Origin of the sequence: Janthinobacterium sp. SUN211 (assembly GCF_030587315.1) — a bacterium.
GTDB lineage: Bacteria > Pseudomonadota > Gammaproteobacteria > Burkholderiales > Burkholderiaceae_D > Janthinobacterium > Janthinobacterium kumbetense.
In genome coordinates, this window is record NZ_JAPWIC010000001.1 from 752,985 (window position 1) to 773,888 (window position 20,904).

The following is a 20,904-nucleotide window of genomic DNA, read 5'->3' on the forward strand; positions in this document are numbered from 1 at the left end:
GGATGGCGTCCTGCGGACGCATCCGGCACACTCCCCCACACCGAAATCTCGCATGACATTCCAACTTCACAAGGTCAGCGTCCACCACGCGGGCGCCGCCGGCAATGCGCTGGCCCTGCGCGACCTGGACCTGGACGTGGCCCAGGGTGAGCAGATCGCCCTGATCGGCCCGTCCGGCGCCGGCAAGACCAGCCTGCTGCACACCTTGGCGTGCGCGCTGCGTCCCGAATCCGGCACCTTGGACATCCTGGGCATTTCTCCCTGGCAAATCGGCAGCGCCGAGCGCCACGCCTTGCGCGCGCGCCTGTTCCTGGCGCCGCAAACGCCGCCCTTGCCGCCGCGCCAGCGCGTCGTCAACGCCGTGCTGGCGGGCCGCTTGCCCCAATGGAGCTTGTGGACGGCCATCCGTTCGCTGCTGGCGCCCGTCGACCCGCGCGCCGCGTGGGAAGCTTTAGGTAAATTCAACCTGCAGGATAAGCTGTATGCGCGCGTCGACCGCCTGTCCGGCGGCGAACGCCAGCGCTGCGGCATGGCCCGCGCGCTCGTGTCGGATGCGCAAGTGTTCCTCGTCGACGAACCGCTGTCCGCGCTCGACCCCACGCTCGCCTTGCAGACGATCCACGTGCTGCAAGCGGAAGCAACGGCGCGCAACGCCACCCTGATCTGCAGCCTGCACCAGGTGGAAATCGCCCGCGCCTGCTTTACGCGCATCGTCGCCTTGCGCGACGGCAAGATCGTCTTCGACTTGCCCGGCGCCCAGGTCAGCGACGCCATGATCGCCGAACTGTACCGCAATAAGGCCGATACGGCACCGCAGTTCGAGGCCGTGGAAATGCAGCTGGACGCCGCGAGGCCCCTTTGCTGACGAGCACCGCCATGCCGCGCGACCCCGCCTGGCGCGGCCGCCTGACCGGCGCCGCCATCGTGCTGCTCGTGCTGTGGCCGATGCTGGTGCAGGCCGAGTTCAAGCCGTGGATTTTATGGGATGCGCAAAGCTTGGCGGCCACCTGGCAATTCCTTGCCAGCTTCGTGCCGCCCGCCCATTCGCTGGAATTCCTGCAACTGGTGGCCATTTCCAGCTGGGAAACCATCGCCATGGCCACGGCCGGCATGGCGCTGGCCATGCTGGGCGCCATCCCCCTGACCTTGCTGGTGACGGAACGATTGTCGATTTCGCGCCTCGGTTCCGGCCGGGTGGCGCCCCTGGCCGCCGCCCTGCGCCACGCGGTCCGCGCCTTGCTGGTGCTGCTGCGCAGCGTGCCGGAACTCGTGTGGGCCTTGTTATTGGTGCGTATCGTGGGACTGGGGCCGACGGCGGGCGTGATCGCCATCGCCCTCACCTATTGCGGCATGCTGGGCAAGGTGTACGCGGAAATCCTCGAATCGTCGGATGCGTCCGCCTGCAACGCGCTATTGCACAACGGCAGCGGCCGCCTGAAAGCCTTGCTGTACGGCGCCCTGCCCGAATCGGCCGCCGAACTGGTGTCGTATACGATTTACCGCTGGGAATGCGCGATCCGCGGCTCCGTCGTCATGGGCTTTGTCGGCGCGGGCGGCCTGGGCCAGCGCATGGATGAATCGATGAAGATGATGGCGGGCAGCGAACTGGCCACCATGCTGATGGTCTTCGTGCTGCTGGTAGCGGGCGCCGACGCCGTCTCCGCCATGCTGCGCCGGAGGCTGGCATGAAGAGCGACACGTCCATGCTGCCTGTTTCCGAGCCTGTCCGTTGGTCCACCTGGGCCTTGCTGGCCGGTTTGTTGCTGCTGGTCATCGCCAGCTTCGCCACCCTGCCCCTGAAATGGGGCGAGTTCTTCAGCGCGGACGCCGTGCGCACGAGCGCCGACTTCCTGCACGGCTTCGCCCCGCCCGAGCTGGCCGGCCCCTTCCTGATGAAGGTCGGTGTGGCCACGTTCGAAACCCTGGCCATGTCGGCCATCGGCACGGTCATCGCGGCCGTATTCGGCGCGCTGCTGGCCCTGCCCGCCAGCGGGCGCTTCGGCACCGTGGCGCGCAACGCGACGCGCGGCGTGTTGAATGTGCTGCGCTCGATCCCGGAACTGGTATGGGCGTCAATTTTACTGATCGCCGCCGGCCTGGGCCCGTTCGCGGGCACCCTGGCGCTGGCCCTGCACACGGTGGGCGTGCTGGGCCGCTTGTTTGCCGACGCCTTCGAAAATTGCCCGCCCTTGCCGGCCGCCACCTTGCGCATCAACGGCGCGCGCCCTGCCGTGGCGTTCCTGTATGCGACCTTGCCGCAATGCAGCCCGCAAATGATGTCCTATACCCTGTACCGCTGGGAAAACAATATCCGCGCCGCCGCCATTCTCGGCGTCGTCGGTGCGGGTGGCCTGGGGCAGATGCTGAAATACCATCTGTCGCTGTTCCAGATGCAGAATGCCGCCACCGTCATCGTCGCCATGCTGCTGATGGTGGCCGCCGTCGATGGCCTCAGCTACCTGCTGCGCCGCGCCATGACCCGTTAATTTTCACTTTTCGCAAGGATAGCCCATGTCAGGCTGGTGGACCATTATCTCGACAGAAACGCCGGAACAGCTGGCCGACATGACGAAAATCAACAAGGACGCGTTTCTCGCCACTTGGGAAGCGGGCCTGTTCGGCGCCGACTGGATCGCGCAGCTGTGCACACAAGGCAAGGCGACCCAGCTGTCGTCGAACGGTTTTCCCAACCGCTACACGGCTTCGGCGGACGTCATCGCGCCCCTGCTGCAGGCGGGCATTGCCGAGGCGCAGGAGGACGAATTCCCACAGGATCGGCTGACAGGCTGGCCCGGCAGCATTACCGTGCACCGGGAACGCGTCGCCGCCTGCCAGGCCGGGCAACTGCTGACCATCGAAGTGTGGGACCAGTCATGACACAAGCGTTGATCATTCGCAAGGAAACCGCGGCCGACGTCGACGCCATCGACCGCATCACGCGCGACGCCTTTCTGCATGCGGAACACACGGACCATACGGAACAGTTCATCGTCAAGGCCTTGCGCGACGCGGGTGCCCTGAGCGTGTCGCTGGTGGCCGAACTGGAAGGCGCCATCATCGGCCATGTGGCCGCTTCCCCCGTCAGTATCAGCGACGGCACGCCGCGCTGGTATGGGCTGGGTCCCGTTTCCGTTGCCCCTGGCCATCAGCAACAGGGCGTGGGCAGCCAGCTCATCGGGCAATTGCTGGACGACTTGCGCCAGCTGGGCGCGGCCGGCTGCGTGGTGCTGGGCGAGCCACGGTATTACGGGCGTTTCGGCTTCCGCGCGGACGCTGCCTTGGTCTTGCCGGGTGTGCCGGCCGAGTATTTCCAGACACTGCATCTGGCGGGCCCCTTACCAACAGGCAACGTGACCTACCACCGCGCGTTCGAGGCCAACAGCTAGGCAAAGTCTTACGCGCATACAACACTGCAGCATGCACGGACACCGGCAAGGCATTGATGCTGTTAATATTGCCAAATACTTAAATGACTGGCGCCACCCATGGACGCGCGCCACGCCATTCAAGCATGACGGACGTCTTTCCCGCCTATGCGGGCCACCCTTGCATGGAATTGCCGGCACCATGAAAAAATTGTTTTTTGGTATTACCACCGCCTGCTGCGGGCTGCTCACCAACGCCAGCGCCGCCCCTGTCGAAGACTTTATCGGCACCTGGAAACTGGAACGCACCACCGTCCCGAACTATGTCGTCATCAAGCAGGAAGGCGAGCGGCTCGTGGCGCTGCGCTATGCGCGCAATGTCCTCACCAACAAGATCGTCGAACGGCGCTTTCCCGCCAGCTATGCGAACGGCAACATCACCATCGCTACGGGCGAGACAGTCATCGAGGCGCGCAGCGTGAACGACGTAGCGACCGTCACGATGCTGGCGGAAGCGTACAGAAAGATTTCCTCGTCCACGGACGCGCCCACCAGTTAAGGAATGTCGCAGACTTGAATCACATCCTCATCCGCCCCACCGGCGCCGCCGACTGGCCGGCGCTGAAATCCACGCGCCTGGCCGCCCTGCTTGACGCCCCCACGGCCTTTGGCGCCAGCCACGCCAGCGCGGCCGCTTTTTCGGACGCCGACTGGCAGCAGCGCGCCGTCAGCACGCCGCAGCGCACGTTTTTCCTCGCCTTTGACGCAGAACAACCCATCGGCCTGGCCGCGCAAGTGGTGGCCGGCAATGGCGAATGCCACCTGATCGCCATGTGGGTGGCGCAGCCATACCGGGGCCAGGCCGTGGCACAAGAGCTGGTCGAGGCCGTGAAACGATGCGCCGTCGGCAATGGCCACGCGCGGCTGGTGCTCGACGTCGCACCGGAAAATGCGCGCGCGGCCGCGTTTTACCAGAAACAGGGCTTTGTCTTTTTACCGGAATGGGAAGCGCTGGAAAGCCATCCCCATATCCGCGTGCAGAAAATGGAATGGCTGGCGGTGGCATGAGTTCGATCACTGCGCGTAGCGGCCATTCTTGCGCCCCCCCGAGGATGAGTCGTGTTTGACTGGATTTTTGACGCCATCGTCTGGATCGTTCGTCTGCTGATCTATAACCTGTTAGGAACGGTCATTGAAAAGCTGTTCTATTGGCCGGGCTGGGCAATACTACGACTACTCACGCTGGGCCACTACCCGCCGGCGAGAGCGTTGCCGCATAATCGCTTTGCCGTCGCCCTGTTTGCTGCGATAGTCATCGCTTCCGGCCTGTTGATGGCATTGACGTAATACAGTGTTTTAGCGAGTAAATCATTCATGGCAGATACGCGTATCGACGCGGCATCGGCACAACGTTGCTTTCTTTCCCCAATGCCGCTAAAAAAACAGCTGATTCAAGCATTCCATTGCTCCAGATTGACACTCTGTCCTAAAAACCCCCATTCATCGCCATTCTTTTCTACACTTATGTTTCCTTGAATGGGCAGGAAAAACAGACTGCTCTGACTTGATAAACAATGACGTGAGAGGCAAATGAACAGGATGAATATGCGTGCAATCGCCGGACTTCTGCTGTGTGCATGCGGCGGCGCCGTCCACGCCCAGGCTGATGTAGAACAAGCCGTGGCGACGGCCGTGGAACAGGTCGTGGAACAAATTGAACCCGCTGCGGCGGCGTCCGTCAATGTCAAAGGCATCCGGGATCCGGATTGGAAACCCTACAGTGCCATGCTCAAGGGGGTGAAACGCTTCGAGGAAAAACACGGTCTGGCGCCTGGCGCTGAATTGCGCTTCATCCTGGAGCCGCGCCGTGCGGATGTCGACATGCATGCCATCGCGCTGCGGCTGGAAAGCGACGAGGCGGGTATGGCGATACCGCTGGGAGAGCGCAATATCTTCAGCTTGCCTGTGGAACAGGGTCCTCTGTATGAGAAGGCCGAGCTGACCGTCAACCGCAAGGCGGGGTCGGTCAGGTGGATACCCTACGTCAGGAGCGCGGCCACCAGCGACACGCTGCGCCGCCTGGGCGACCTGCGGCTGGCGTGCGAAGTGCATTGGGCCATCGACAAGGAAACCTTGCCGTTTGCGATGCGTACCACGATGAGCGCATTGGGCGGCCCGTGCAATTTCGTGTCGCAAAAGGGCACCTACAGCTTTTCCGAGCCGCGGCGCATTACGGCTGCGACGATCAGTTTTAATGGCAAGAGCGCGCCCGTGCCCTTCAGCGGTTCGTCGTTCACGCCGCCGCTGCGGGAACAGGACTGGAGCGACGACAGCGTGCTCGCACTGACGTTTGAAGACGAGAAATAAGGTTTTGTTCCTGCCGACATGGGCGCAACTGGAGAGCAGCCCGCATATTCAGGCGCAGAATGTGCACTGAAACATGGTTCCGTACGTTGCGCAGGACTTGCATAAAACATCATCAACAGGAGCTTGAAAATGGTTTTATCAATATTCAGGGAATTACATCATGCAAAGTAAAAAATCCAAAGGCCACAAAATTGGATTTTTTGGTTTCCTGACTGGGATAATTGGGTATTTGACGATCAAATATTTATCCGAATCTTTCGGATTTTTCCTGATATATCTGGGATTCGTTCTGTCACTCTGCGGTATCGTCATGGTGTGGATTAATATCCTTGCCAAGAATGACTCCAACTGATGTGCCATACGGTGGCGGGCCAAAGCTGCGGGATGCCTGCCTATTTTACCCGCTGCTTTTCCAGCTTGCGCGCCAGGGTGCGCCGGTGCATGCCCAACCTTCTCGCCGTTTCCGAGATATTGAAATCCGTCTCGGCCAGCATTTCGTGGATGCGTTCCCATTCCAGGGTCTTGATGTTGGTGGCGCGGTTCGTCAGTTCGATGTCGGCGTTGCCGGCCACGTGGCCGAAGGCCGCTTCGATGTCGTCCGTGTTCGACGGTTTCGCCAGGTACTGGCAGGCGCCCAGCTTGATGGCTTCCACGGCCGTGCCGATGCTGGCGTAACCGGTGAGCACGACGATCAGCATCTCCGGGTCGTGCTGGTGCAGCATCTGCACGCAAGCCAGGCCTGACGTATTGCCGTTGAGTTTTAAATCGACGACGGCGTAGTCGGGGCAATGCTGTTCCAGCAAGGCGCTCGCCTCGTCGAAATTGGTGGCCAGGATGACCTGGTAGCCGCGCCGTTCGAACGAGCGGCCCAGGGTGCGGGCAAACGCGGCGTCGTCTTCCACGATCAGTAACAGACGGTCATCCTGCATGGTGGTCGCTTTCTCTTTCCAGTTTGATGGCCGCCAGCGGCAAGGCCAGGTGCACCACCGCCCCGCCCTGCACCCTGTTGCGCGCCGTCACCGTACCGCCCAAGGTACGCGCGACATTTACCACGAGGAACAGGCCGAGGCCGCCGCCGGGCTTGCCCTTGCTGCTTTGATACGGTTTGCCCAGGTGCGTCAGCATCGACGGCTCGAAGCCGGGACCCGCATCGGTGATGACCAGGTGCAAGGCATCCGCTTCGCGCGTCGCTTCGAAGCGCAGCCAGTCGGGCGACGCTTCCAGCGCATTGTCGAGCACATTGCAGATGGTTTGTTTCAGGGTCGAATCGAAGACGACGGGCACATCGTGCTCGATGCGGTTATCGTACTCGAAATCCTGGATCGGGCGGCTGGTGCGCCACTCGTCGACCAGATCGTTGAGGAAGGTGTTGATCGTCGTTTTCACGGACGATTCGCCGCGCGCCTCGCCCGCCGACAGCAAGATGCCGCTGACGATGCTCTTGCAGCGCTGCAATTGCGCCTGCATTTCCGTGATTTCTTCCAGCAATTCGCTGTTCTTGCTCAATTCCGGCATGCGGCGCCAGTCGCCGAGGATGACAGACAGGGTCGCCAGCGGCGTGCCCAGCTCGTGCGCGGCGCCGGAAGCCAGCAAGCCCATGCGGATGATGTGCTCTTCTTCCGCCGCGCGCTGGCGCAAATCCGCCACCTTGGCGTCGCCGGCGCGCTGGTTGCGGTTGATGCGCGTAATAAACACCACCAGCAAGGCGGCGTTCAGGATGAAACAGATCAGCAAGCCTTGCACGTACAGGCTGGAAAAGCCCCGCTCCGGGTCGATCGGCAGGATCAGGGGCCCGGGCAGCAAGGCCAGGCCGGCCAGGCACAGGCTGGTGATGGCCACCATGATCCAGGTCGACCATACTTCCAGCAGGACGGCGCTGAGGATGACTTGCAGCAGGTACAGGAAGGCAAACGGGTTGCTGATGCCGCCGCTCAGGTAGAGCTGGGCCGTCAGCACGGTGACGTCGACCAGCAGAGCGAGGAACAGGGCCGTGTTGGACACGGGCTGGCGTTCGTGCCAGCGCAGCAGGCTGGCTAAATTAAAAGCGATGAGGCAGGACAGCACTTCGAGCATGTAGGGCACGGGCAAGGCGATGCCCAGTCCCACGCCCACGCCGAAGATCGTGCTGATCTGGCCGATCACGGCCAGCCAGCGCAGCTGGATCAGCAGCTTCATGTTCTGGTGGCCGGCCGGATGTTCCATCTCGGCCGCCACCGCACCGCGTTCTAGCACCTCGCGGTTGGGCAGGATCTCAATCCTGCCCGGCATGGTCGCTTTCTTGCGATAGATCAAGGTGCTGTTGGGACAAGCTGGCCTTGCGCGCGCGGCGACGTTTGTCTTCGCGCACGATCCACCAGCTGATACCGGCTACCATCAAGGCCAGGGTGAACCACGTCAAGGCGTACACGAGGTGGCTGTTGTGGAAGGAAATCACGGTCAGTCCGCCGACGGGGGCGTCGGCAGCCGTTTCCGACTTTGCCTTCGCATCAACGAAGTATGGCGCCACGTTGCTCAGCATGTGCGAGGCGCCGATGGCGGCCACGTCGCGCGAATACCAGTGCTGCGTGGCAGGACTGTTTTCGCGCAGGAAACCGCCGCCCGTCTCGCTGACGCGCAGCAAGCCGTCCACGTGGACGATGCCGGCCGGCGTGCCGGCGGCGATGCCTTCGCGTTTCGGCACGAAGCCGCGGTTGATCAGCACGGTGCTGCCATCGGCCAGGCGCAAGGGCGTCACCAGCCAGTAACCGCTGCCCAGTGCCGTCGTTGCTTGCACCAGGGTATTGAAAATGGGGAGATACGTACCGGAGAGTCGCACATGGCGGTATTCATCCGTTTGCTGCGTGACACTGGCCCAGGCTGCGGGTCCAGGTGCGTCCGTTGCGGGCGCATGTACGCGTTGTTCGACGCGCTCGATCAGGTCAAGCTTCCAGAACAGGCGCTTGACTTGCCAGGTGCCCAGGGCACAGAAACCGGCAAATAAGATCCCCGCCAGCAAGGCCAGTGCAATTTTTGAATAATGCACAGCCATGCCGCGTGGGCCTGGCGCGGCATCTTGCGATGCGGCGCCAGGGGCGCGCCCGGTGTTGCTTGGGCGCGTATTACTCATCATGGAGCCGTTTTCGTATGCATGTACTCAGGCATCAGATCCGGCATCATGTTGTGGTTCATGTGGTACATGACCCACAGGGAACCGGCCATGGCAATACCCACGATCATGATCGTGAAGATCAGCGCCATCATGTTCCAGCCGCCTTCGGACTTGGTGTTCATGTGCAGGAAGTACACCATGTGCACCACGACTTGAACAGCCGCGAACGCCAGCAGGACCAGGCCCATGGTGCCCGAGTTGGTGATGGCTTTCGTCATCACCAGCCAGAACGGAATGGCCGTCAGAATCACCGACAGGATGAAGCCGATGGTATAGCTTTTCAGGCTGCCATGATCGTGATCGTCATGGTGGTGGCTATCGCCGTGTGTGTGGTGGTCGCTCATGGCAGCACTCCCATCAGGTAGACAAAGGTGAAGACGCCGATCCAGATGACGTCCAGGAAATGCCAGAACAGCGACAGGCACATCATGCGACGGCCGTTTTCCGGGGTCAGACCATGCTTGTTCAACTGGAACATCAAGGTCACGAGCCAGATCACGCCGAACGTCACGTGCAAGCCGTGGGTACCGACCAGGGCGAAGAACGACGACAGGAACGCGCTGCGCTGCGGACCGGCGCCTTCGTGGATCAGATGAATGAATTCATACATTTCCAGCGACAGGAAGGCCAGGCCGAACAGGCCCGTGATGCCCAGCCAGACCAGGGTGCTGCGCAATTGCTTGCGCTGCATGGTCAGCATGGCGAAGCCGTAGGTGATCGACGACAGCAGCAGCATGGCCGTGTTGACGGCCACCAGCGGCAGGTCGAACAGCGCGGCGCCCGTCGGGCCGTCCGCGTAGCTGCGGCCGACCACGGCGTACGTGGCGAACAGACAGGCGAAGATCAGGCAATCGCTCATCAGGTAGAGCCAGAAACCCAGCAGGCTGCCGTTTTCCGGGTGGTGCTCGCGCACAAAGTAGCTGCGCGGGCTTGGTGCGGCGCCAGCGGCGCCGGTGTTATGGGCGATGGTATCAGACATGGCTGCTCAGCAATTTAGTATAAGCGTCTTCGGTACGGACCACTTCTTCCGCAGGAATGTAGTAATCGCGCTTGTAGTTAAAGGTATGGACGATGATGGTAATCATCATGATCACGAAGCCAACGCTGGCGACGAGCCACATTTGCCAGATCAGGCCAAAACCGACCAGTGCGGACAGTGCGGCGATCACGAAACCAGCCCAGGTGTTCTTCGGCATGTGGATCTTCGTGAAACCGGACGTCGGACGCTGGTAACCGTGTTTCTTCATGTCAGTCCATGCATCGAGTTCGTGCACTTGCGGCGTGAAGGCGAAATTATAGTCTGGCGGTGGCGACGACGTCGACCATTCCAGCGTACGGCCGCCCCATGGGTCGCCGGTCACGTCGCGCAGGGCGTGACGGTTGCGGTAGCTGACGAAGAACTGGATCAGCATGGACGCGATGCCCAGTGCGATCGAGACGGCGCCAAACCAGGCGATGATGGTCCAGATTTGCAGCGATGGATCTTCAAAGTGGTTGACACGACGGGTCACGCCCATCAGGCCCAGCACGTACAGCGGCATGAAGGCCAGGTAGAAGCCGACGAACCAGAACCAGAACGAGCACTTGCCCCAGAACGCGTCGAGCTTGTAACCGAAGGCTTTCGGGTACCAGTAGTTAATTGCCGCGAAGACACCGAAGACCACGCCGCCGATAATCACGTTATGGAAGTGGGCGATCAGGAACAGGCTGTTGTGCAGCACGAAGTCCGCTGGTGGTACGGCCAGCAATACGCCGGTCATGCCGCCGATGGTGAAGGTGACCATGAAGCCGATCGTCCACAGCATGGGCAACTCAAAACGGATACGGCCGCGGTACATGGTAAACAGCCAGTTGAAGATCTTCGCGCCCGTCGGGATCGAGATGATCATCGTCGTGATGCCGAAGAAGGAGTTGACGCTGGCGCCCGAACCCATGGTGAAGAAGTGATGCAGCCATACCAGGTACGACAGGATCATGATGACGCAGGTGGCGTACACCATCGAAGCGTAGCCGAACAGGCGCTTGCTGCTGAAGGTGGCAACGACTTCCGAGAACACGCCGAACAGCGGCAGGATCAGGATGTACACCTCTGGGTGACCCCAGATCCAGATCAGGTTGACGTACATCATGGCGTTGCCGCCCAGTTCCGTCGTGAAGAAGTTAAAGCCTGCAACACGGTCCAGCGACAGCATGGCCAGCACGGCCGTCAGCACCGGGAAGGCGGCGACGATCAGGATGTTGGTGCACAGTGCGGTCCAGGTGAAGACCGGCATTTTCATCCAGGTCATGCCAGGCGCGCGCATCTTGACGATGGTGGCGATCAGGTTGACGCCGGACAATAGCGTCCCGACCCCGGCAATCTGCAAGGACCATATGTAATAGTCTACCCCCACGTCCGGACTGCCGACGATGCCCGACAGCGGTGGATACGCCAGCCAGCCCGTGCGGGCGAATTCGCCGACGAACAGCGAAGCCATGACCAGGGCGGCGCCCATGGTGGTCATCCAGAAGCTGAAGTTGTTAAGGAAAGGGAAAGCCACGTCGCGCGCGCCGATTTGCAGCGGCACCACGTAGTTCATCAGACCCGTCACGAAAGGCATCGCGACGAAGAAGATCATGATCACGCCGTGGGCGGTGAAGATCTGGTCGTAGTGATGCGGTGGCAGGAAGCCGGCATTGTCGCCAAAGGCGATTGCCTGCTGGGTGCGCATCATGAGCGCGTCGGCAAAGCCGCGCAGCAGCATGACCAGGCCCAGGATCATGTACATGATACCGATTTTTTTATGGTCGATACTGGTGATCCAGTCGCGCCACAGGGTACCCCAGACGCGGAAATACGTCAGTGCCGCAACGAGTGCGATACCGCCCAGGGCGACCATTGCAAAGGTCGCCAGCAGGATAGGTTCGTGAAATGGAATTGCATCCCAAGTCAGACGGCCGAATATAAGCTTCGTCAGATCAATATGGTCTAGCATTGTTACTCTCAGAGAAAAAAGGGAGGCGCCAGGCAAGCGGCGCCAGTATCTGCAGCGCAATGCGCTGCGGGATTCATGCAGTCGTTACTTGGCTTGAACGCCCTTTTCAACTACTGCATCGCTAGCGACTACTGCCGTTACGGCCGCTACCGGGCTATTTGCCATCGTCAATTTGTATGGCTCGACCGGCGTCACGCACAGAGCGTCGGAAACGATGGTGCGGTTCAAGATTGCCTTGTACAGATCGCTAGGGACGGCGCTGTAGCGGCGGACCGGGTCGCGCTCGCTAGGCTGGGCCAGCGACAGGTAGTCGTCGCGGTTCAGCGCGCCGCCACCGGCACGTGCCGATTCCACCCATTTGTCGAAGTCCGCATCATTCACGCCGTGGAACTTGAAACGCATGCCCGAGAAACCGGCACCGCTGTAGTTGGCGGAAAAGCCCTTGTAGACGCCAGGCTTGTTGATGACGGCATTCAACTGGGTTTCCATGCCCGGCATGGCGTAGATCTGACCTGCCAGTGCGGGGATGAAGAACGAGTTCATGACGGACGACGCGGTGATCTTGAAGCGGATCGGACGATCGACTGGCGCGTACAGTTCATTCACAGAAGCGATGCCTTGCTCCGGATAGATGAACAGCCATTTCCAGTCCAGCGCCACGACTTCGACGATCATCGGCTTGTGGCTGGCAGGAATCGGACGGTTGGCGTCGATACGGCTCAGCGGACGATAAGGATCGAGGGTGTGGGTGCTGATCCAGGTCAGCAGGCCCAGCACGATGATGATCAGCAGGGGCGCGCCCCAGATGATCAGCTCGAGGCGAGTCGAGTGGTCCCAGTCCGGCTCGTATTTGGCCGCGGTGTTGTTTTTTCTATAGCGCCATGCGAAAAGCAGGGTCAGGGCGATTACCGGAACGATAATCAACAGCATCAGCAATGTCGAGATGACAATCAGATTGCCTTGCTGAACTGCGATGTCTCCGGACGGATTCAGTACCACCGTATTGCAACCAGCCAACAATGCGAGAGGTAAAAGAAGCAGTCCGCGACGAACTTTTAATGAAAACATACAGGAAAGTCCAGTACAGGGGATGAAGATATGGTACTGTATTCTCACTGGAGCGCGTTGGCAATTGGACGTTTTGTCCTACCCCTTGCTCGGATTTTCACTCGGTAGTTGCGGAGTTTTCCTACAGCTATCTATTGAATAGTCCTACTCCGGGCGTGAGACACCCGGGGTATGTTACGCGTTGGCCGAACTCGAAACTATATTGGAGACGATCATCATGTCCAGCACGCGCATACACAGCGGGGATGTACCCGCCGACTTTTCCCCTCACTCCCTGCGCGACGCAAGCGGGGCCGGCACGGTCGAATCGCATATCGACCCCGGTGAGATCGCCGTCGGCGTGATCATCGGCCGCGCTTCCGAATACTTTGACTTCTTTGTCTACGCCATCGCTTCGGTGCTGGTGTTTCCGCGCGTCTTCTTCCCATTCGAAGAACGCCTGGAAGGGACTTTATATGCGTTCCTGATTTTCTCGTTCGCCTTCATCGCCCGTCCGTTCGGCACCGTGATCTTCATGGAGATCCAGCGCCGCATGGGGCGCAGCGCCAAGCTGACCTTCGCCCTCTTCCTGCTGGGCGTGTCGACGGCCGGCATCGCCTTCCTGCCCACGTATTCCCACCTGGGTTTTGCCGCCATCATCTGGCTGTCCGTGCTGCGCATCGGCCAGGGCGTGGCCCTGGGCGGTTCGTGGGATGGCTTGCCGTCGCTGCTGGCCCTGAACGCGCCGGAAAACAAGCGGGGATGGTACGCCATGCTGGGCCAGCTGGGCGCGCCCGCCGGCTTCCTGATCGCCGCCGGCCTGTTCTGGTTCATGCTGACCACCCTGACGGATGAAGACTTCCTCGATTGGGGCTGGCGTTATCCTTTCTATGTCGCCTTCGCCATCAACGTGGTCGCCCTGTTTGCCCGTCTGCGCCTGGTGTCGACGAATGAATATGCGCGCCTGCTCGACGAACGCGAACTGCAGCCCGTGAGCGTGTTTGAAATGAGCCGCGGCCAGGGCCGCAACGTGCTGATCGGCGCCCTCGCCGCGCTGGCCAGCTATGCGCTGTTCCACCTGGTGACCGTGTTCCCGCTGTCGTGGATTTCCGTCTACCAGACCCGCTCCGCGCCGGACTTCCTGCAAATCCAGATGCTGGGCGCCGTGCTGGCCGCCGTCGGCGTGGTGATTTCCGGCTTGCTGGCCGATAAAGTGGGCCGCCGCACCACCCTGGGCGTACTGGCCGTGCTGATCGCCATCTTCAGCGCCTTCGTGCCGACCCTGATGGGTGGCGGCAATACGGGCCAGGACGTGTTCATCCTCGTGGGCTTCAGCCTGCTGGGCTTGTCCTATGGCCAGGCAGCCGGCGCCGTGACGGCCAACTTCCCTGCCCGCTTCCGCTATACGGGCGCGGCCCTGACGTCCGACCTGGCCTGGCTGGTCGGCGCCGGCTTCGCTCCGCTGGTGGCGCTGGGCCTGTCAGCCAACTTCGGCCTCGCCTACGTCAGCTTCTACCTGCTGTCGGGCGCCGTCGCCTCGCTGGCCGCCCTGAGCCTGAACCGGGCGCTGGAAATCCGCGACTGACATATATATATAGTGCGCAGTACGCACAGCACTGAAAAACGCCGGCTCCGTCCGGCGTTTTTTTCATCCCCGCGCCAGCTTGACGCCACGCTTCCTGGCCATGCTTACTGTATCGCCAGCTGCCGCCCGCCCGTGCCTTCCTTCTTCGGCAAATCCAGCAGCAGCACGCCATTTTCATAACGGGCCTGCGCACCGGCCTCGTCCACCTCATGCTGCAGCACGAAGCTGCGGTATTGCTGGCCGTACTCGCGTTCGCTGCGCACGACCTTGCCGCCGCCGTCGCGCGTCACCCTTTCATTCTTGAGTTCGGCGCTGATGGAGACGCGGTTGCCATCGATGGACACCTGGATATCGTCTTTATTTACGCCGGGAATGTCCGCCTGCAACAGATAGGCTTGCTCGGTTTCGGCAATGTCGACACGCATGCGCCCATTGCCCACGTCGCGCACATGCAAGGCGGGCGCGAAAAAGTCGCGCATGAATTCTTCCATGTCGCTGAAGGGGGCGAAACGTCCCAGCGGGTGCTGCGGATCGCGGTGGATCAAATGATTGGCCATGATGTCCTCCTGCATGGGCTGGCTTGCACACGGCGGCCGCCTGCAAGGACGCCGCCACCTTCTGCATCTTAGGATGACAACAGCCAATCTCTTTGATCTGCCTCAATCGTGGCCAGCTTGATTTTCCCGCCACTTTGATCTGTGCGTTGCCGCGCTTTGCACAGGCGTGCGAGTCGGCAATTGGGCGCAAGACTGTTATGCTAGCGCACGCCATACTTGACCACCAGAAAACTTGCATTTCAATTAAAATTGATTCTTTCGCGACAGCCTTACACGGACATGATGAATACCAAGACACCGATCGATTCCTTCAGCTTTCGCCGCATCCTCGCCCGCAACGTCACCTTGCCGCTGGTCATCGGGGTCATCACGGCCCTCGTGTTCGTCGCCCTGATCGCCTACCTGCTGTCGGCCCTGCGCTCGGTCGAGCATTCCGAACGGGTGATCGGCAATGCGAACGAGGTCATGAAATTGTCCGTCGACCTGGAAACGGGCATGCGCGGCTACTTGCTGACGGGCGACGAAACGTTTTTGGCGCCATATAAATCAGGCAAGGCAAAGATCGCCGTCGAAATGAACACGCTGCTGGAACTGGTGTCCGACAGTCCCATCCAGGTCGACCGGCTGCGCCGCATCCGCGCGCTGCAAGGCCAGTGGCTCGATTATGCCGAAGGCGTGATCGCCCAGCGCCGCAGCAACCAGGAATTCCTCGCGCGCGTGCGCCAGGGCGAAGGCAAGCTGGAATTTGACGAAATCCGCCGCGAATTCCTCGCCTTCCTGTCCATGGAACAGCGGCTGCGCCAGGAACGGGCCGATACGGCCGAAAGCCGCACCATGCTGGCCGTGGTGGTCTTCCTCATCCTCAGCCTGGGATTGTCGGGCTTGCTCGCCTACCTGGGACGGCGCGAACTGCTGCGCCTGTCCGACATCTACAACGATGCGCTCGAGCAGCGCGGCAAGGATAACGACGTGCTGCAGGAGCAGGCGTGGCTGCGCACGGGGCAGACGGAATTGGCGGCCCACACGAGCGGCCAGCTGGGCCTGCCGCAACTGGGACGGCACGTGCTGGACTTCCTGGCCCACCGCCTCGACGTGGCCGTCGCCACCTTGTACGTCGTCGACGAGGATGGCAGCCTGCGCCGCACGGCCGTGTACGGCTTCAGCGACCAGGGCGTCAAGGACAAGCCCGTCTTCAAGCTGGGCGAAGGCCTGGTTGGCGAGACGGCGCGCGAAAAACGCCTCAAGCATGTGCAGCAAGTGCCCGAGAATTACCTGACCGTGACGTCGAGCCTGGGCCACGGCACGCCGCTGGAACTGGTCTTGACGCCCGTCAATAACGAAGGCGTCGTCAACGGCGTCATCGAACTGGGCTTTACACACCCCGTCAGTGCCCGCGCCAAGGAATGGCTGAACCTGATTGCCGCGAATGTCGGCACCTCGCTGGAAGCGGCCCTGTACCGCCAGCGCCTGCAAAATGTGCTGGAAGAAACCCAACAATTGAATGAAGAACTGGAAGTGCAGCAGGAAGAATTGCGCACGGCCAATGAAGAGCTGGGCGAGCAGTCGCGCGTGCTGGAACAGTCGCAAGCCCACCTGGAAGAGCAAAAGGCGGCACTGGAACAGTCGAACGAGCAGCTGGCCGTGCAGGCGCTGTCGCTGGACCAGAAAAACATGGCCATCGGCGAAGCCCATGCACAGCTGGAAGCGCGCGCCGAAGAGCTGCAGCGGGCCAGCCGCTATAAATCCGAATTCCTGGCGAACATGTCGCACGAACTGCGCACGCCGTTGAACAGCTCACTCATCCTGTCGAAGCTGCTGTCGGACAATACCAGCGGCAACCTGACGCCGGAGCAAGTGACGTTTGCGCAAACCATTTATTCGGCCGGCAACGATTTGTTGACCCTCATCAACGATATCCTCGACATTTCCAAGGTCGAGGCGGGCAAGCTGGAATTGACGCCGGAAGCCGTGCCCTTCGACGAGCTGCTCAGCAGCATGAAGATGCTGTTCGGCGCCCAGGCGCAGCAAAAGAAACTCGTTTTAGACGTCAAGGTGGCGCCGGACGCCCCGCCATCGTTCGTCAGCGACCGCCAGCGCCTCGAGCAAATCCTGAAAAACCTGCTGTCGAACGCCATCAAGTTTACCGATACGGGCAGCGTGTCCCTGCACGTGAGCACCGCTGCGGCCGGCCAGGTGCGCTTCCAGGTGCAGGATTCGGGCATCGGCATCGCCAGCGACCAGCAACACAAGATCTTCGACGCCTTCCACCAGGCCGACGGCACCACCAGCCGCCGCTATGGCGGCACGGGCCTGGGCCTGTCGATTTCGCGCGACCTGGCCGCCTTGCTGGGCGGCAGCATCGAGCTGGCCAGCACGCCAGGCCAGGGCAGCACGTTTACCCTGGTGCTGCCGGCTGGCATGCCGGCACGCGCGGAGGAAGCAGCGGCAGTGCCCGCCGCCGCGCCGCAGGCGCCCGCGAAAATCGCGGCCGCCGCACCCAAGATTGTGCCCGCTGCCAAGCCCGTGCCGATGCCCACCTTCGAAGATGACCGCAATAGCGTGCCGGCTGCCAAGACGGGCCAGCGTTCCGTGCTGGTGATCGAGGATGAACCGTCGTTTGCCGGCATCCTGTTCGACCTCGCGCATGAAATGCAATACCGCTGCCTGGTGGCGCATGGCGCCGACGAAGGCTTGCGCCTGGCCGAAGAATTCCTGCCCGACGCCATCCTGCTCGACATGGGCTTGCCGGACCGTCCGGGCTTGCTGGTCTTGCAGCAGCTCAAGGAAAACCCGCTGACGCGCCACATTCCCGTGCACATCGTCTCCGGCAATGACCAGATCCAGGAAGCCATGCAGCTGGGCGCCATCGGTTACGCCACCAAGCCGCGCACGCGCGAACAGCTGAAGGAAGTGTTCCGCAAGCTCGAATCGAAGTTCACGCAAAAGATGAAGCGCATCCTACTGGTCGAGGACGACGAACGCCAGCGCGAAAGCGTGGTGCACCTGATCAGCGACGACGACGTGGAAATCACGGCCGTGGCGTTGGGCGAGCAGGCGCTGGAATTGCTGAAAACACAGATTTTCGACTGCATGATCATCGACTTGAAGCTGCCCGATATCCAGGGCAACGAATTACTCGAACGCATGGAACATGAAGAGCTGTGCTCGTTCCCGCCCGTCATCGTCTACACGGGCCGCAACCTGAGCCGCGAGGAAGAAGCGGACCTGATGAAGTATTCGCGCTCCATCATCATCAAGGGCGCCCGCTCGCCCGAACGCCTGCTCGACGAAGTCACCCTCTTCCTGCACAAGGTGGAGTCGGAACTGTCGAGCGAGCGCCAGGGCATGCTGCAGCAGGTGCGCAGCCGCGAACGCGTGTTTGAAGGGCGCAAGATCTTGCTGGTGGACGACGACGTGCGCAATATCTTTGCCCTGACGAATGCGCTGGAACAGAAAGGCGTGGTGGTGGAAATCGGCCGCAACGGCTTCGAAGCCATCAGCAAGCTCAACAGCGTGGACGATATCGACCTCGTATTGATGGATGTCATGATGCCGGGCATGGATGGCCTGGAAGCGACGCGGCTGATCCGCGCCGATGGCCGCTACAACAAGCTGCCCATCATCGCCATCACGGCCAAGGCCATGAAAAATGACCAGGAAGAATGCCTGCAGGCGGGCGCATCCGATTACCTGGCCAAGCCGATCGACCTGGACCGTTTATATTCGCTGCTGCGCGTGTGGATGCCGAAGATGGAACGCATGTGATGACACGCCATGCCCGGGAGCGGCGCTGATGTCCCAGCGCACCACGGACGCACAACTGCAGGCGCTGATGGAGGCAATCTATCAGCGCTACAGCTATGACTTCCGCGACTACTCTTTACCCTCGCAGCGGCGGCGCCTGCATCAGGCGCTCGAACGCCTGCATTGCGCCGACTTGCCCGCCTTGCAGCAGCTGGTGCTGGACGATGCCGCCGCCTTTGGCAAGCTGCTGCAGATTTTGACCGTGCCCGTCACGCAAATGTTCCGCGACCCGGCGTTTTTCCGCGCCTTGCGCGAACAGGTGGTGCCCGTGCTGAAAACCTATCCGTCGCCGACCATCTGGGTGGCCGGCTGCTGCACGGGCGAAGAAGCGCTGTCGCTGGCCATCCTGCTGCACGAGGAAGGCTTGCTCGAACGCAGCACGATTTACGCCACGGACATCAATCCGCAAGCGCTGGCCACGGCCGCGCGCGGCGTGTATCCGCTGCACCGGCTCGATGAGTACGGCGCCAACTACCTGGCCGCGGGCGGCCTGGGCCAGCTGGCCGACTACTACACGGCCGAGCATGCGACGGCGCGTTTCCAGCAGCGCCTGCTCGACAGCATCAACTTTGCCGACCACAGCCTGTCCACGGACAGTGTTTTTATTGAAACGCAATTGATTTGCTGCCGTAACGTGCTGATTTACTTCAACAAAACCTTGCAGGAGCGGGCCCTGGGCCTGTTCCACGACTCGCTGTGCCACCGGGGTTTCTTGGGTCTGGGCAGCAAGGAAAGCACGCATTTCACCCGCTTTGCCGCCGAATTCGAGCCATTGCCGGGTCCCGAAAAGCTCTACCGCAAGCGTGCGCCATCGCACGCCGCTTCCCACTACGCTGGACGGCAAAGCCATGCCAGGAATGAAACATGATGAATGAAACTAGCACCAAACTGCTGATCGTCGACGACTTGCCGGAAAACTTGCGCGCGCTCAATGCGTTGATACGCGAGAGCGACCGCAGCGTCTACCAGGCATCGTCGGGCGAAGAAGCGCTGGCCCTGCTGCTGGAACACGATTTCGCGCTGGCCATCCTCGACGTGCAAATGCCGGAAATGGATGGCTTTGAGCTGGCGCAATTGATGCGCGGCACGGAAAAGACGCGCCACATCCCCATCGTCTTCGTCACGGCGGCCGGCAAGGAAATGAATTTCGCCTTCCAGGGCTATGAAAGCGGCGCCGTCGATTTCCTGCACAAGCCGCTCGACATCAACGCCGTGCAAAGCAAGGTCAACGTCTTCGTCGCCCTGCACCAGCAGCGCAGCGAAACGCGGCGCCAGGTGCAGGCGCTCGAGCACAGCCGCCAGCAGCAGGAAGCGCTGCTGAAAGAATTGCGCGCCACCCAGGCGGAACTGCAGCGTTCGCTGCGCTTGCGCGACGAATTCATGTCCATGGTGGCGCACGAACTGCGCACGCCGCTGAACACGCTGTTCCTGGAAACGCAGATGCGCACCGTCAACCTGGAACGGGGCAACCTGGCCGCCTTCGAACCGGAAAAGCTGGGCAAGATGGTGGCGCGCGACGGGCGGCAAATCCGCAGCATGGTGCGCCTGATCGACGACATGCTCGACGTGTCGCGCATCACCAGCGGCAAGCTGTCGATCCGCCGCGAAGCCGTCGACCTGACCAGCCTGGTACGCCGCGTGGCGGACGACCTGGTACCGTATGCGGCGGCCGCCGGCAGCGTGCTGGAAGTGCTGGCCTTCGAACCCATCCAGGGTTACTGGGACGCCTTCCGCGTCGAGCAGATCGTTGTCAACCTGATCAGCAATGCCGTGCGCTACGGCCAGGGCCAGCCCGTGGAAATCAGCCTGGCGCACACGCAGAACAGCGCCGTCATCGAAGTGCGCGACCATGGCATCGGCATCAACGCGCGCGACCAGGAACGCATCTTCGACGCCTTCGAGCGCGTCATCCACCAGGACCGCACGGGCGGCCTGGGCCTGGGCCTGTTCATCACCAAGCAGCTGGTGGACGCGCACGGCGGCGCCATCACCCTGCAAAGCCAGCCCGGCAATGGCGCCCTGTTCAGCGTCACCCTGCCGCTGGCCGGCAGCTGAG

General features: G+C 61.6%; 21 protein-coding genes. 13 read left to right on the forward strand and 8 right to left on the reverse strand.

The window, feature by feature from the left end; all coding sequences use genetic code 11:
- The first annotated feature begins 52 nt into the window (after window positions 1-52).
- The 9 genes from O3301_RS03200 to O3301_RS03240 all read left to right on the forward strand — a co-directional run bounded on the left by O3301_RS03200 (window position 53) and on the right by O3301_RS03240 (window position 5,732).
- The gene (locus O3301_RS03200) at window positions 53-865 is read left to right on the forward strand and encodes a phosphonate ABC transporter ATP-binding protein (protein WP_289904930.1); all 813 of its coding nucleotides are present in this window, start codon (window positions 53-55) and stop codon (window positions 863-865) included.
- 11 nt (window positions 866-876) lie between these two features.
- Window positions 877-1,689: an ABC transporter permease gene (locus tag O3301_RS03205; protein ID WP_251349215.1), complete on the forward strand. Its 813-nt coding sequence runs from the start codon at window positions 877-879 to the stop codon at window positions 1,687-1,689.
- Window positions 1,686-2,486: a phosphonate ABC transporter, permease protein PhnE gene (gene phnE / locus O3301_RS03210; protein ID WP_305055528.1), complete on the forward strand. Its 801-nt coding sequence runs from the start codon at window positions 1,686-1,688 to the stop codon at window positions 2,484-2,486. The genes O3301_RS03205 and phnE overlap by 4 nt, the downstream gene beginning before the upstream one ends.
- A gap of 25 nt (window positions 2,487-2,511) precedes the next feature.
- Window positions 2,512-2,877 (forward strand): hypothetical protein, encoded by a 366-nt coding sequence (locus O3301_RS03215; protein ID WP_289914767.1) that lies wholly within the window; start codon window positions 2,512-2,514, stop codon window positions 2,875-2,877.
- Window positions 2,874-3,386: a GNAT family N-acetyltransferase gene (locus O3301_RS03220; protein ID WP_305055529.1), complete on the forward strand. Its 513-nt coding sequence runs from the start codon at window positions 2,874-2,876 to the stop codon at window positions 3,384-3,386. Before O3301_RS03215 ends, O3301_RS03220 begins: the two co-directional genes overlap by 4 nt.
- A 181-nt stretch (window positions 3,387-3,567) precedes the next feature.
- Window positions 3,568-3,924: a hypothetical protein gene (locus O3301_RS03225; RefSeq protein WP_305055530.1), complete on the forward strand. Its 357-nt coding sequence runs from the start codon at window positions 3,568-3,570 to the stop codon at window positions 3,922-3,924.
- A 14-nt stretch (window positions 3,925-3,938) separates the two neighbouring features.
- On the forward strand, window positions 3,939-4,433 hold the full coding sequence (locus tag O3301_RS03230) for an N-acetyltransferase (RefSeq protein WP_305055531.1): 495 nt from the start codon (window positions 3,939-3,941) through the stop codon (window positions 4,431-4,433).
- A gap of 51 nt (window positions 4,434-4,484) precedes the next feature.
- Window positions 4,485-4,712, forward strand: coding sequence for a hypothetical protein (locus tag O3301_RS03235; RefSeq protein ID WP_305055532.1), 228 nt, complete (start codon window positions 4,485-4,487; stop codon window positions 4,710-4,712).
- 258 nt (window positions 4,713-4,970) lie between these two features.
- The gene (locus O3301_RS03240) at window positions 4,971-5,732 is read left to right on the forward strand and encodes a hypothetical protein (RefSeq protein ID WP_305055533.1); all 762 of its coding nucleotides are present in this window, start codon (window positions 4,971-4,973) and stop codon (window positions 5,730-5,732) included.
- Between the two features lie 392 nt (window positions 5,733-6,124).
- Here O3301_RS03240 and O3301_RS03245 read toward each other — a convergent pair whose 3' ends face one another.
- From O3301_RS03245 to cyoA, 7 genes are all read right to left on the reverse strand, one after another.
- Complete coding sequence (locus O3301_RS03245; protein WP_034788474.1) at window positions 6,125-6,661, reverse strand: response regulator transcription factor; 537 nt, start codon at window positions 6,659-6,661, stop codon at window positions 6,125-6,127.
- Complete coding sequence (locus O3301_RS03250) at window positions 6,651-8,000, reverse strand: ATP-binding protein (protein WP_099667925.1); 1,350 nt, start codon at window positions 7,998-8,000, stop codon at window positions 6,651-6,653. The genes O3301_RS03245 and O3301_RS03250 overlap by 11 nt, the downstream gene beginning before the upstream one ends.
- Window positions 7,984-8,841 (reverse strand): SURF1 family protein, encoded by an 858-nt coding sequence (locus tag O3301_RS03255; RefSeq protein ID WP_369812165.1) that lies wholly within the window; start codon window positions 8,839-8,841, stop codon window positions 7,984-7,986. Before O3301_RS03255 ends, O3301_RS03250 begins: the two co-directional genes overlap by 17 nt.
- A complete protein-coding gene (gene cyoD, locus O3301_RS03260) occupies window positions 8,838-9,224 on the reverse strand; it encodes a cytochrome o ubiquinol oxidase subunit IV (protein WP_099667923.1) in 387 nt (128 codons plus the stop codon). Before cyoD ends, O3301_RS03255 begins: the two co-directional genes overlap by 4 nt.
- A complete protein-coding gene (cyoC, locus tag O3301_RS03265; RefSeq protein WP_289914745.1) occupies window positions 9,221-9,859 on the reverse strand; it encodes a cytochrome o ubiquinol oxidase subunit III in 639 nt (212 codons plus the stop codon). Before cyoC ends, cyoD begins: the two co-directional genes overlap by 4 nt.
- The gene (gene cyoB, locus O3301_RS03270; RefSeq protein ID WP_099667922.1) at window positions 9,852-11,855 is read right to left on the reverse strand and encodes a cytochrome o ubiquinol oxidase subunit I; all 2,004 of its coding nucleotides are present in this window, start codon (window positions 11,853-11,855) and stop codon (window positions 9,852-9,854) included. Before cyoB ends, cyoC begins: the two co-directional genes overlap by 8 nt.
- A gap of 84 nt (window positions 11,856-11,939) precedes the next feature.
- Window positions 11,940-12,923 carry a ubiquinol oxidase subunit II gene (gene cyoA / locus O3301_RS03275; RefSeq protein WP_251348654.1) on the reverse strand — a complete coding sequence of 328 codons (984 nt, stop codon included), beginning with the start codon at window positions 12,921-12,923 and terminating at the stop codon, window positions 11,940-11,942.
- Window positions 12,924-13,140: 217 nt separating this feature from the next.
- Here cyoA and O3301_RS03280 point away from each other — a divergent pair, with 217 nt between their 5' ends.
- Window positions 13,141-14,487, forward strand: a complete 1,347-nt coding sequence (locus O3301_RS03280) for an MFS transporter (protein ID WP_099667920.1) — start codon at window positions 13,141-13,143, stop codon at window positions 14,485-14,487.
- Between the two features lie 104 nt (window positions 14,488-14,591).
- On the opposite strand, the gene O3301_RS03285 is transcribed toward O3301_RS03280, so the two are convergent.
- The gene (locus O3301_RS03285) at window positions 14,592-15,044 is read right to left on the reverse strand and encodes an Hsp20/alpha crystallin family protein (protein ID WP_305055535.1); all 453 of its coding nucleotides are present in this window, start codon (window positions 15,042-15,044) and stop codon (window positions 14,592-14,594) included.
- Between the two features lie 282 nt (window positions 15,045-15,326).
- Between O3301_RS03285 and O3301_RS03290 the strand changes: the two genes are divergently transcribed.
- The 3 genes from O3301_RS03290 to O3301_RS03300 are packed head-to-tail and all read left to right on the forward strand — an operon-like array spanning window position 15,327 to window position 20,903.
- On the forward strand, window positions 15,327-18,809 hold the full coding sequence (locus O3301_RS03290; protein ID WP_305055836.1) for a response regulator: 3,483 nt from the start codon (window positions 15,327-15,329) through the stop codon (window positions 18,807-18,809).
- Window positions 18,810-18,837: 28 nt separating this feature from the next.
- Window positions 18,838-19,716, forward strand: coding sequence for a protein-glutamate O-methyltransferase CheR (locus O3301_RS03295; RefSeq protein ID WP_305055536.1), 879 nt, complete (start codon window positions 18,838-18,840; stop codon window positions 19,714-19,716).
- On the forward strand, window positions 19,713-20,903 hold the full coding sequence (locus tag O3301_RS03300; RefSeq protein WP_251348651.1) for a hybrid sensor histidine kinase/response regulator: 1,191 nt from the start codon (window positions 19,713-19,715) through the stop codon (window positions 20,901-20,903). Before O3301_RS03295 ends, O3301_RS03300 begins: the two co-directional genes overlap by 4 nt.
- Window position 20,904: the final 1 nt, after the last annotated feature.